13 protein-coding genes are annotated in these 11,302 nt (G+C 42.1%); 10 read left to right on the forward strand and 3 right to left on the reverse strand.

Annotated elements, in window-relative coordinates:
• The first annotated feature begins 82 nt into the window (after positions 1 to 82).
• From RRY75_RS12525 to RRY75_RS12545, 5 genes are all read left to right on the forward strand, one after another.
• The gene (locus tag RRY75_RS12525) at positions 83 to 1,594 is read left to right on the forward strand and encodes an S-layer homology domain-containing protein (protein WP_332717029.1); all 1,512 of its coding nucleotides are present in this window, start codon (positions 83 to 85) and stop codon (positions 1,592 to 1,594) included.
• Positions 1,595 to 1,611: 17 nt separating this feature from the next.
• On the forward strand, positions 1,612 to 1,812 hold the full coding sequence (locus RRY75_RS12530; protein ID WP_332717032.1) for a hypothetical protein: 201 nt from the start codon (positions 1,612 to 1,614) through the stop codon (positions 1,810 to 1,812).
• Positions 1,813 to 2,085: 273 nt separating this feature from the next.
• Complete coding sequence (locus RRY75_RS12535; RefSeq protein ID WP_332717035.1) at positions 2,086 to 2,271, forward strand: hypothetical protein; 186 nt, start codon at positions 2,086 to 2,088, stop codon at positions 2,269 to 2,271.
• Between the two features lie 44 nt (positions 2,272 to 2,315).
• Positions 2,316 to 3,014: a YveK family protein gene (locus tag RRY75_RS12540; protein ID WP_332717038.1), complete on the forward strand. Its 699-nt coding sequence runs from the start codon at positions 2,316 to 2,318 to the stop codon at positions 3,012 to 3,014.
• A 15-nt stretch (positions 3,015 to 3,029) separates the two neighbouring features.
• Complete coding sequence (locus RRY75_RS12545; protein ID WP_332717041.1) at positions 3,030 to 3,803, forward strand: CpsD/CapB family tyrosine-protein kinase; 774 nt, start codon at positions 3,030 to 3,032, stop codon at positions 3,801 to 3,803.
• Between the two features lie 80 nt (positions 3,804 to 3,883).
• On the opposite strand, the gene RRY75_RS12550 is transcribed toward RRY75_RS12545, so the two are convergent.
• Complete coding sequence (locus RRY75_RS12550; protein WP_332717044.1) at positions 3,884 to 5,782, reverse strand: polysaccharide biosynthesis protein; 1,899 nt, start codon at positions 5,780 to 5,782, stop codon at positions 3,884 to 3,886.
• 201 nt (positions 5,783 to 5,983) lie between these two features.
• Between RRY75_RS12550 and RRY75_RS12555 the strand changes: the two genes are divergently transcribed.
• Entirely contained in the window at positions 5,984 to 6,730 is a 747-nt protein-coding gene (locus tag RRY75_RS12555) for a tyrosine-protein phosphatase (RefSeq protein ID WP_332717047.1), read from the forward strand.
• 121 nt (positions 6,731 to 6,851) lie between these two features.
• A complete protein-coding gene (gene galE / locus RRY75_RS12560; RefSeq protein WP_332493781.1) occupies positions 6,852 to 7,865 on the forward strand; it encodes a UDP-glucose 4-epimerase GalE in 1,014 nt (337 codons plus the stop codon).
• A gap of 151 nt (positions 7,866 to 8,016) precedes the next feature.
• On the opposite strand, the gene RRY75_RS12565 is transcribed toward galE, so the two are convergent.
• Positions 8,017 to 8,670, reverse strand: coding sequence for a peptidoglycan recognition protein family protein (locus RRY75_RS12565; protein ID WP_332717052.1), 654 nt, complete (start codon positions 8,668 to 8,670; stop codon positions 8,017 to 8,019).
• A 386-nt stretch (positions 8,671 to 9,056) separates the two neighbouring features.
• Between RRY75_RS12565 and RRY75_RS12570 the strand changes: the two genes are divergently transcribed.
• Entirely contained in the window at positions 9,057 to 9,281 is a 225-nt protein-coding gene (locus RRY75_RS12570; RefSeq protein ID WP_332717055.1) for a hypothetical protein, read from the forward strand.
• Positions 9,282 to 9,311: 30 nt separating this feature from the next.
• Here RRY75_RS12570 and RRY75_RS12575 read toward each other — a convergent pair whose 3' ends face one another.
• Positions 9,312 to 10,277 carry a hypothetical protein gene (locus RRY75_RS12575; protein ID WP_332717057.1) on the reverse strand — a complete coding sequence of 322 codons (966 nt, stop codon included), beginning with the start codon at positions 10,275 to 10,277 and terminating at the stop codon, positions 9,312 to 9,314.
• A gap of 190 nt (positions 10,278 to 10,467) precedes the next feature.
• On the opposite strand from RRY75_RS12575, the gene RRY75_RS12580 reads away from it, so the two are divergent.
• Together RRY75_RS12580 and RRY75_RS12585 are read left to right on the forward strand one after the other, a co-directional pair.
• Positions 10,468 to 11,016, forward strand: a complete 549-nt coding sequence (locus RRY75_RS12580; protein ID WP_332717061.1) for a sigma-70 family RNA polymerase sigma factor — start codon at positions 10,468 to 10,470, stop codon at positions 11,014 to 11,016.
• Between the two features lie 81 nt (positions 11,017 to 11,097).
• On the forward strand, positions 11,098 to 11,289 hold the full coding sequence (locus RRY75_RS12585) for a DUF1659 domain-containing protein (protein ID WP_332717064.1): 192 nt from the start codon (positions 11,098 to 11,100) through the stop codon (positions 11,287 to 11,289).
• Positions 11,290 to 11,302 lie beyond the last annotated feature (13 nt).

Raw genomic sequence — 11,302 nt, forward strand, 5'->3', positions numbered from 1 at the left:
ATTTTATGGTAATATATAATAGAATAAAATTGAGTTTATAAAGTCATTAATTAAGGAAAATTATAAAATTCAGGGGGACACTATGAAATTGATGAAGAAAAATAGGAGTAAATGGATCGCTCTGTCGGTACTAGGTACAATGCTTATGGCACAGACAGTATGGGCTAAGGACTACGAGGGGCACTGGGCGGCAACAGCTATTGATAAGTGGTCTGGCTATGGGATTGTAAAAGGGATGGAAAATGGTGACTTCAAGCCCAATGCACCTGTAACACGTGCAGAGCTTGCAACCTTCCTCAATAGAACTTTCCAATATACACCAGGTGAAAGCATCAGAAAGTACGCAGATGTAGAAGCAGGTAAATGGTATACAGAAGCCATTGGTGCAGTAGCCAATAGGGGGCTCATGTACACACCAGGTACAAAGTTTGAACCGAGTAAGCCAGCAACACGTGAAGAAGTGGCCTATGCCATTGCAAAGGCATATGATATGCAAGCTACAGGAGAAGCAACTGTCACTTTTACAGATGCAAAAGAGATTGCTATATGGGCACAAGATGCGGTACAAGCTTTAGTACAAAAGGGCTATATCAAAGGCAATCCAGATGGAAGCTTTAAGCCACAAGCCAATATTACACGTGCAGAAGTTGTAACCATCTTAGAAAACTTAACACCACATATGATTAAAGAAGCAGGTACATATACAGATCACTTAGAGGGGAACGTAGTGATCCAAGCCGCTGATGTTATCCTTAAAGATGTAGTTATCAATGGAAATGTGTATTTAAGCGAATCCATTGGAGAAGGCAAAGTACGTTTTGACAATGTAACAGTCAATGGAAGCATTTATGTACAAGGTGGAAAAGTCACTTTAAGTGGAACTTATGATACCGTTCACTTAGCAAGTGTAGCACCTTTTGACTTTACAAAAGGCGCCATGAAAAAATTAGTCGTTACAGCACCTAATGAGAGTGTAAGACTTAGAGAAAAAACTGTGACAGACTACCTTCTTATTGCAGCCGATGCTAAGTTTACCATTGAAGGGGTTGTCAAAGAAACATCTAACGCCAAAGCGGATCCTGTTGTGATTGAAGAAGCAGGTGTCTTCATTGGAGGCAACTTTGTACCTGTAGAGGTCGTAGGGAGAGAAGTTGTCATCAACTTAAAGGACTTAGCAGGACAAGTATCTGGCTTTGATGGTATGGAAAGCTTAATGATTTCTACCAATGTAGCAGGGGCGTATATCGAAGGGCCATTTGGTGGCGCTATGAGAACAAATGAACCTTATACCTTCAGAATGGCAGATGCAGCCCTTGGTATCTTTGAAGAAATGCTGAGCCAAGTGACCGCTAACAATTCAGAGCTTAAAGATATTGCAGAGGCAGTAGGGGTTTCATCTGATACAGTATACGCTATGCTTGCAGATGATGGGGTCATCTCTATTCGTCATATGAGAAGCCAATTTGCCAATGTCAACAGCATGGTACGCCAGTACACAGGGGGAAGCTTACCTACAGAATACAGCTTCAAACGTCAACTTCGTTTTGGGCAAGAAGCACCTATTACCATCACGATTCGTCTTGAAGTTGAGTAATCGGCATGAGTAAGGGTATGACTAAGAAGAAAAAAGTAGCCATGATTATAGGAAGTTGTACACTTGGATTCCTTTTAGTAGGGGGCGGAATCGCCTATAGCATTTACCAAGGGGCAAGTGACTATGTAATTAAAAAGGCTTTTGATAGTGAAATTCAAAAGGAATTTATCCAGCAGACAGGCATTGACCTCAGTGAACCTACGCGTGTCTTAACCTAGGAGGAGGTTGAACAAGTTCAAATCCTCTTCCAAGGTGGTAATGGGCAGGTAGAAAGCAATACAGAAAGCAGTACAGAAAACAGTACGGCAAGTAGTACATCAAGCCCCAAAGGGGATGCAGAAGCTAAGGATACACCACAGACAAAGGGGCCAGTAGGGCGTAAACCTAGCCTAGACTTTACGAAACCTGTTACAACAGATGATGTCCGTCAGGCACTCGAGCAGCGTGCAGAGCACATTTTAACGGTAGTGCCAACAAAAGATAAGAATGCTATGATGAACTTAGTTCTTGGCAATATTCCGATGTCAGATATTAATTATTTAATGGGGCTTGCATCAGATGGACTCTCCCAAGGGGATATACGAGCAGCAAAACAGATTGCAATAGAGAAGTTTGATGACGCAGAACTTGAGACAGTAAGAGGGTATTATTATCAATATAAACACCTTTTATACTAAGGAGCGTCTAGTAAAATAGAGACGTAATAGGAGGCTAACTAACAATGGAAGAAACAAATGAAATATCGTTACAAGAGATTTTTATGATCTTATGGAGCAAAGTCGTAATCATTGTACTTTGCACAGTTATTGGGGGAATCGCAGCTTTTGGGGTGAGTAACTATGTGATCGACCCAACCTTTACATCACGTGTAAGTATGTATGTCAACAACAATCCTAATGCAGAGACAACCGTTGCCAATATAAATGATATCAATACCTCACAAAAACTTGTAAGTACTTATATTGAAATCTTAAAAAGTGATAATGTCTTAAGCAAAGTGTGCGAAGCAACAGGCCTTGAATACACAGCAGCAGATGTGCGCAAGATGATGAGTGCAAGTGCTGTGAATGGGACAGAAATCTTTGAAGTCAAAGTGACAGCCAAAGACTCAGAAGAGGCAGCACTAATTGCTAATACCATAGCAGAGCTTGCACCAGAGGAGATTATCCGTGTAGTTAAGGCAGGGTCAGTGGAACTGATTGACCAAGCAGTACCAGCTGAGGGACCTTCTTCACCCAATGTTTTACTCAATACTTTAATCGGATTTATGCTAGGTGGGGTTCTATCTGTACTTGGTGTACTAGTAGCTGCTATGTTAGACAATCGTGTTAAAGATGAAGAAGACTTGAAAAAATATTACGATATGCCAATTTTAGGTGCTATTCCAGACTTAGAATCTGCACAAACGCGTATTAAGTAAAAGGTGGAGAAGAAGATGAAGTCATTTTTTAATATGAAGAAGAAAAAACACAGTACAACGGTTTTACCTGAACAAGAAAGAGAAATGATCTTAAGTGATACAGCAAGTTTCCATGTTAAAGAAGCCTACAAGGCTACACGTACCAACACCATGTTTTCTATTCCAGGAGAAGGGTGTAAAAAAATTGTTGTGGCAAGCTCCTTCCCAGGAGAAGGGAAAAGTACCACGTGCTTAAACCTAGCCATTACCTTTGCACAAACAGGATCTAAAGTCTTAGTGATTGATGCGGACCTTAGAAAGCCAACCATACATAGAAAGCTAGACCTTGCCAATGAAAAAGGTCTTGCGCACTTATTGGGACACTTTTGCAAAGTGGAAGAAGCCATTATACCTACTCAATATGAGAACTTAGAGGTGATCACATCAGGGCACATCCCACCGAATCCAGCAGAGCTCTTAGCTTCAGAGTCTATGACGCAAATTTTGGACACATTAAGTGCACAGTATGATTATATCTTTTTAGACACACCACCGCTTAACGTGGTAACAGATGCCACAGTGCTCTCAACTCAGGTATCTGGGACAGTGCTAGTCGTTAGACAAGGTGTTACACACCACAAGGATATGCAAGATGCGGTGAGCAAGCTAGAGTTTGCACAAGGGAAAATATTAGGCCTTATCCTACACGGTGTGAAGGATAAGAAAGCAGGCTATGGAAAATATAGTAAGTATAGTAAGTATAGCCAATATGGCTATAAAAATAGTGCCTATACGCAATACGGAGAATAGACAAAGAGAAGGGGGACGGTCCCTGACAAAAGTTATGTAGATGACTTTTGTCAGGGACCGTCCCCCTTAGTTGTTGTTGATTAGCCTACCTTTGCCTCTTGATTTGGGTGAGGTATCTCACATCCATTTGGAGAAATGCGGTAGGTAGGTACCACATTATGAAGTGCTTGGCGTAAGTCGCTACCTGACTCAATCGCGTGATGTAAGTACTTCAAGTGTTCTGCAAGTTCGTGGAAAGTGATAGGACTTGGTGTACCAATGAAGATTTTCTTGTTAGACGTTTTCCCCATGCCTTCTTCATCCATGAGGAGCTCCTCGTAGAGTTTCTCACCTGGTCTAAGACCTGTAAACTTAATGTCTACATCGGTATAAGGCTCAAGGCCTGAAAGTTTAATGAAGTTGAGTGCAAGATCTAAGATTTTGACAGGTTCGCCCATGTCGAGTACAAAGATTTCACCACCCTCAGCAAAGGACATGGCTTGTAAGATGAGTCTTACAGCTTCTGGAATGGTCATGAAGTAACGAATGATGTCTGGATGGGTAACAGTAAGTGGTCCACCTTCTTCAAGTTGACGTTTAAAGAGTGGGATGACACTGCCGTTACTGCCAAGTACGTTTCCGAAGCGTACCGCTACAAAGTCAGTGTGAGGGGTTGTTTTGTTAATAGACTGTACAATCAGTTCACAAAGACGTTTAGTCGTCCCCATAACATTGGTTGGATTGACCGCTTTATCTGTAGAAATAAGGATGAATTTCTTCACTTTATGATCCCTTGCACAAAGGGCTGTATTCATCGTACCAAATACATTGTTTTTAATGGCTTCACTTGGACTATCTTCCATAAGTGGTACATGCTTATGGGCTGCTGCATGGAAGACAATATTAGGCTTGTAGAGACTAAAGACTTCTTCAAGCTTGGCTTTGTCACGTACAGACCCAATGAGAACGGTTAACTTAGCTTTTGGGAAGCCATTGCGTAAAAGCTCATTTTGAAGGTCATAGGCATTGTTTTCATAAATATCAAAGATGATTAAGCGGGTAGGATTCAGTGCGCTAATTTGTCTACAGAGCTCAGAACCAATGGAGCCACCGCCCCCTGTTACAAGTACAGTTTGGTTTTGGATATGAGCTTTCACCTCTTTAGCGTCTAGGACAATCTCATCTCGTCCTAGTAAGTCTTCAATCTTGACATTACGTAGATGAGGTGTTGGACCATCTTCGGAAATGGCACTAGAAATCCCAGAGAAAATCTTGAGTTGACACTCTGTTTGACTACACAGTGAAAGGACCTCGGCAATACGCTGTGCACCTGCTGTCGGAAGGGCTACAATGATGGTATCAATCTTGTAGGCCTCTATGTATTTTTCTAATTGGTCTATGCTCCCTACAATAGGTACCCCATTAAGAGAAGATTTATGTTTTGACTTATCATCGTCCAAAGCTGCAACAATTTTATAAAAGGGTGCAACTTCTTTTTTAGATTCTTTGACAATAATCGCAGCAGCATCACCTGCACCGATTAAAAGTGTACGATGTCTAGAGGTTCCATTTATCTGACATTTTAAAGCTAAATAGCTCTTTGAGCATTTGCTCAAAATACGATTGACAAATTTGTAGCTAAAACGAGATAAAATCATAAGTAATAATAAAAAGATCGTATAGCTGAGATAGACTGTACGTGGAAAGGCCTGGTTAAAGAAAAGACCATAACCCATATACAAGCCAGAAGAAAGAAGTGTTGCACCACTGATGTAGAGTAACTCACGTGTAGTAATGTAACGAAGTAAGCAACGGTATAGTCTAAAGCCCATATTCACCGTTAAGTGAATAAGTACCAGTACAATCCATTGATGCTTATAGAGCTCGACATATTGAGAAGGTATCCTTAGGTCAAAACGAAGAAGTAATGCGAGCCCTAAGGCAAGGTTGACAAGTAAGATGTCACTTACAAGCAAAATAGATTTGTAAAACAGATTCATTTTTAAAGCCCCCTAGTAAAGATTAGATTACATACTTAGTTTAGCACATTAAAAATAAGATATCAAATTGTAAAATGGCAGGAGATGTCACTATTTTGTTGGACTTTTAAGCGGTTGAAATGTAAAGTATATAGTAAATCGGTTGGAAAGTTGAAAAGTGAAAGGGCGTTTAGGTACAAATGAGAGGAGAGAAAAAGGCAGATGATTGATTTTCACACACATAGTTTACCGGAAATAGATGATGGGAGTAGAAGCCTAGAAGAATCCATCAGCATCTTAGAACAACAAAAGGAGGCAGGGGTCAAGACCGTTTTAGTCACCCCTCACTTTTATCCAGACCAAGAGGTGGCGACTTTTGAAGCCAATCGTACAGAAGCGCGCGCCCGTCTGCAAGGGGCTATCCAAGAACTGGGATTAGAAGTACGCACAGGTGCAGAAGTCCTCTTGTCAGTAGATACATGTCAGTTAGAGCACTTAGAAGCATTATGTATAGAAGGCACACGTTATATCTTACTGGAGATGCCTTATAGTCACTGGTCGGATTGGGTATACACAAGCGTAGAGAAGGTCAAAGATAAGGGATTTGTCCCAATCATTGCCCATGTGGAGCGCTACGACACAGTGATGGACAACCCCAACTGCCTCATCCCCTTCCTAGAAATGGGCTGTGTGTTGCAGCTAAATACCGTTTCCTTACACAAGGCATCAAGTAGAAGAAAACTTGCTCATAAGTTGGTGAAGCACGGATTTGTCCACATACTCGGTTCAGATGTCCACAAAGAGAAGGTCTTTCACCCAGTAAGCTGTGGATACAAAACGCTACAAGAGGGCTGTGGACAAGAAGTAGTAGAGCAGATGCAGCGAATAGGGGTACAGATTTTAGAGAACAAAAAGGTAGATTTTCCAGTGGTGAAACCCTTTAAGAAAATACTAGGACGTTGGTATTAAGCGGTAAGGTATAGAACACATTAAAAATCAAAAAAAATATACAAGATTATATAAAAAATAGAAGCTGTTAGTATCTTGTGTTATAATACAGCTAACAAACAATTAAGAGGAGGAACTAGAAATGAAAATTTTAGTAACAGGTGGGGCTGGCTACATCGGGAGTCATACATGTGTAGAACTTTTAGAGGCAGGATATGAGGTTGTCATTATTGATGACTTTAGCAATTCAAAGCCTTCTGCTCTTGAGAAAATTAAGCAACTTTCAGGCAAAGAGATTGCCTTTTACGAAGGGGATGTGAAGGATCGTGCCCTTTTAGACCGTATTTTAGAAGAACATGAAATCCATGCAGCCATTCACTTTGCAGGGTACAAAGCAGTCGGAGAGTCTTGTCAAATCCCGCTCGCTTACTACCACAACAACTTAACAAGTACCTTTGTCCTTTGTGAAGCCATGGCAGCACACAATGTGAAGAAGTTAGTGTTTAGCTCATCAGCGACTGTATACGGAGACCCTGCAACAGTACCTATCGATGAATCTTTCCCAACATCTACAACGAATCCATATGGTGCAACAAAGCTCATGATAGAAAACATCATGCAAGATGTGTACAAAGCAGACAACGCATGGCGTGTAGCGCTTCTTCGTTACTTCAACCCAGTAGGTGCACACAAGTCAGGTCTTATTGGTGAAGAACCAAATGGGATTCCAAACAACCTTATGCCATACATCGCCAAAGTAGCAGTAGGCGAGTTAGAAGCCCTCAATGTCTTTGGAGATGACTATGCAACAGTAGACGGTACAGGCGTACGCGACTACATCCACGTTGTGGACTTAGCAAAAGGTCACGTACAAGCCATCAAACGCATTACAGAAGTACCAGGTATTGATACATACAACTTAGGTACAGGACACGGCTACAGCGTTCTTGAAATGGTGAAAGCCTTTGAAAAAGCAAGTGGCAAAGAAGTTGCTTACCGCATTGCCCCAAGAAGACCTGGTGACATTGCAGCATGCTACGCAAAGACAGAAAAAGCAAAACGCCTCCTTGACTGGGAAGCAACTAAAGACGTAGATGAAATGTGCGAAGACAGCTGGAGATTCATGATGAATCGCGCACAAGAACTGAATCAATAAGATTTCTAAAGAGTAGGGTCCTCTTCCTCATAGGCGGCCTTGTGCTGAAAAGTCAGATTGCCTACTTCTGGTATCCGTTTTAAGGGAGATAAGTATAATAAACATATTTAATAACAAAAGCCGCCTAAGTCTTAGGCGGCTTTTGTCACATCTATAACACCTTCACAACAGGCAGACGTCTCTCCCCATCATAGGCTACATGAATCTGCTTATCTTGTAAGTCTCTGAGTTTCACATAATAGGTCTCTTCATAAGAAAAGGCTTGTACCTCCTTCAACACCCCATTGAGTTCGAGGGCAATGGTTTGGGGTACTAATAAGTCACTAGGTGGTGGTGGGTTAGGGGTCACTTGTAGGTAAGCCAGTTTCAAGATATGTACCACATCTGCCTTCAGCTTGGTCCAGTGGGCGGGATTGCGAACGTAGAACTGAGGGCACACTTTGCCCGTCACGTCGTAGTGGCGGATGATGTCGCGGTCTGGGTCTAGGGTGTAGCGCATGCAGAGCTTGGCGAGAAACTGGGTGAGGGCTTCATAGGTAGCCTCTCCAAACTGACCTTCCCAGTCAGGGTGACACACTTCGATGCCAAGGCTTTTGCTATTGGCATTTTTGGCGTGATAAGCTTGCTCCGTATCTGGAATACAGTGTAGAATCTCCCCGCCCAAGCCTACAATGTAGTGACTACTGGCATAGACCCCACGGGTGCCAGCCTTTAAGTTTTCAAAGTAGTTTCGGTTAGCCAGTGCAGGGGTTGCAGGGTTGGCTACCCAGTGGATCACAATTTTATGGATAACACGCAGTGGCAACTGAGGCCGACTGTATGGATTGGGTGTTAAAAGTGCAGATTGTATATTCAGCGTAAGCGTTCATCTCCTTTTTTCAGCAATTAATTATTTTTAGACACAATAAGCCACCTTAAGGCAGTCTTCTCCCCGTAAAATCTGTGACTGGACTTAAGATGGCTTATGTGTTGTGGCAAAGTTCCAGCCTCCATCCGAGTAGCCTTCACCCAACCACGTTCTAGCGTTTAGTCATAGAGGGTGTGACCGCTGGACTTACCATGTGGCGGTGCTTGGGAGTGTGCTTCAGGGATAGAGGTCCGTGACTTATCGCTGCAAGTGTCTCACCAGCTACCGTACATTGGGGTTACCATGGGTATGTACCTGTTTGACTATTGGCTATAGGAGGTTACATGAATCTAAACAACGAAGTACTGCAAAACTTAGGTATTGCCCCTGAACTCACCCGAGTGCCACTCCCTAAAGTGAGTCAAGTTATCCAAAAGCCTTCTAGCTACTTGGCGACGGGGAGGACACCAGTGGGCTACAAGTCTTTTAGAAGTAAGGGTGGTGCGCATCTGCCACCTAGGATATTGCTTCTGCGCTTAACCCTTACATTTACGTTATACGCTCCATGACAAAAAATTCGTCACTTATTTTAAAAAAAATTAAACTTTTTTTGATTTGGCTTCGTAGGTGGCGACTAAACGTGCCTGTTCTAGAGATTCTAGAAGCTTTAAGTCAAAGTCATGTCCCTCCACCCGGTGGAAGGCAGAGCGGGAGGCACCTAGAGGGAGTGTGACAGGGGAAGAAGATACAGTCCATGCCCAAGGGCTATGAGGTGTGGTAGAGCGGGTGGTGCGGCGAGGCTTAAAAGGGGCGTACTTCCCACTCAAGATGGCAAAGAACTTGTCTGGTTGAAGCATCCACTCCAAATAGGCACGCCAGGTACACCCCTCTTGTCGCCCGCATAGAAAGTCGGAAGACTCGACAGCCTTAAAGGCGCGCTCGAGTGTAGCCTGTACATCTAGACCCTTTTGAACAAGGTGTGCAGTGAGCTGCTTGAGGTACTTGTGCGTGCGTTGCCCCAATGTGTTAGGACTATCTAGAGAAGGACAGTGGGTTTTAAAGAGGGTGAGGACGGTATGAGCAAGTGTAGGGGCGCTCGCTTTGTCTTTCTCTGTATCTTTATGTGTTTTAAGAGATTTAAGAGACTTAGAAGGAGCGTAATCTTTGTAATACCCAAGTGCACAATGTGAATGTGTAAGAAGTGTATGTACTGCATCTGTATTGCGTAGGTAATAGGTGAGCTTTTTGATCCGGTCATAGTAGGACAAGTAGAGCTTGCCTTCAAAGGGATCTTGGCTTGCTATGTAGTCCTTCTTGGTTTTGTACACCTTGCCAATACGGTTAAAGGCATTGCGAAACTCCGCCTTGCTAAAGCCTAGTTCCTCTGTCCAGCTATCCCCTTTTTTGTAGGCATTATGCCCACAAGGTTCCAAGAACTTGTAGAAAGGCGTAGACTTGGTTTTGTCGAACCAGTATTCAAGTTGGCATAAGAGTAGACTTGCTGTAATACTCCCTGTAAGGGTGTTAAGCTCTGGACAGTATTTCAAACATTTTTGACTTTGCATAGTATATTCCTCCTAAATCCACTAAGTGAATCTGTGTATTTATATCGTTATACGCTATAAATCTAAAAAATCGTCAAAAAAAATAACGGATTTTAAGAAAACTATTTTGATGAGTAAAATATTCTGATATATTTAAAGTAGGACTAGTTACTACAAGGTAAAGCTACGCGTAGCTGGAAGGGAATCCAGCATGCAACAATCAATTGAAGAATTAGTAAGGTTAAGCAAAATTGACGTGAGCTATACAACTGAATTGTGGCAACGAGTAGACAAGATGATATGGAAGTACGTGAACATGTTCGAAAAAAGAGAAGTTGAGAAAGAAGATTGGTACCAAGAAGCATATTATGCATTTCATAAGAGTCTAGAGTCTTATGATGTCAATAAAAATACTACATTTACCACTTATTTTGTGGGGAACTTGAAAAACCACTTTATTCAGATTAAGCGAAAAGAGGGTAGAGGCGTAGAGGAGGTTTTTCTAGATCAAGATGAATTTGTGGCATTAGCCCATACTTATGTTGATGAAAAAAGTACAGAAGTAGAGGCTTTATTAGGTGTGCAATCAGAGTCCATCTTAGAGCACTTACAACCTATAGAGCGAGAGATTTTGGTGAGCTTTTATCTGAGGGGGGAGAGTCTGTATGCTATGAGTGAAAGGTTGGACATTCCCTATAAGCAACTAGACTCCAAAAAGCGAAGACTTCTAAAAAAATTAAAAAACTTTTTGAAAAAGTGACGAATTTTTTGTGCTGAAGCGTATAACGTAGTATAAGCAGTCGACGCTTACAATACATATCCATCCCAAGGAGGAATACAAATGGCAGTTACAGCAGAACTCGAAGAAGTAAAGGTAAGTTTAAAATTCACCAAAGGGTCACAGACGCTAGGCAATTGCTACAAAGAAGCAACAGATGAAGGGCTCTACAACTTAGGCCAAGCCATCGGAGGACTACACAAAGAAACACTAGAGACCATCACCAAAGTGGTGGAAAGTAAATTGATTGGTTAGTTGGAAAGTTGGA

The organism is Niameybacter sp. (genome assembly GCF_036655075.1).
Lineage (GTDB): Bacteria > Bacillota > Clostridia > Lachnospirales > Cellulosilyticaceae > Holtiella.

Coding starts and splice junctions, on each gene's coding strand:
- RRY75_RS12545 (WP_332717041.1), top strand. CDS start 3,030: ATGAAGTCATTTTTTAATATGAAGAAGAAAAAACACAGTACAACGGTT.
- galE (WP_332493781.1), top strand. CDS start 6,852: ATGAAAATTTTAGTAACAGGTGGGGCTGGCTACATCGGGAGTCATACA.
- RRY75_RS12575 (WP_332717057.1), bottom strand. CDS start 10,277: ATGCAAAGTCAAAAATGTTTGAAATACTGTCCAGAGCTTAACACCCTT.
- RRY75_RS12530 (WP_332717032.1), top strand. CDS start 1,612: ATGACTAAGAAGAAAAAAGTAGCCATGATTATAGGAAGTTGTACACTT.
- RRY75_RS12535 (WP_332717035.1), top strand. CDS start 2,086: ATGATGAACTTAGTTCTTGGCAATATTCCGATGTCAGATATTAATTAT.
- RRY75_RS12580 (WP_332717061.1), top strand. CDS start 10,468: ATGCAACAATCAATTGAAGAATTAGTAAGGTTAAGCAAAATTGACGTG.
- RRY75_RS12550 (WP_332717044.1), bottom strand. CDS start 5,782: ATGAATCTGTTTTACAAATCTATTTTGCTTGTAAGTGACATCTTACTT.
- RRY75_RS12570 (WP_332717055.1), top strand. CDS start 9,057: ATGAATCTAAACAACGAAGTACTGCAAAACTTAGGTATTGCCCCTGAA.
- RRY75_RS12555 (WP_332717047.1), top strand. CDS start 5,984: ATGATTGATTTTCACACACATAGTTTACCGGAAATAGATGATGGGAGT.
- RRY75_RS12540 (WP_332717038.1), top strand. CDS start 2,316: ATGGAAGAAACAAATGAAATATCGTTACAAGAGATTTTTATGATCTTA.
- RRY75_RS12525 (WP_332717029.1), top strand. CDS start 83: ATGAAATTGATGAAGAAAAATAGGAGTAAATGGATCGCTCTGTCGGTA.
- RRY75_RS12585 (WP_332717064.1), top strand. CDS start 11,098: ATGGCAGTTACAGCAGAACTCGAAGAAGTAAAGGTAAGTTTAAAATTC.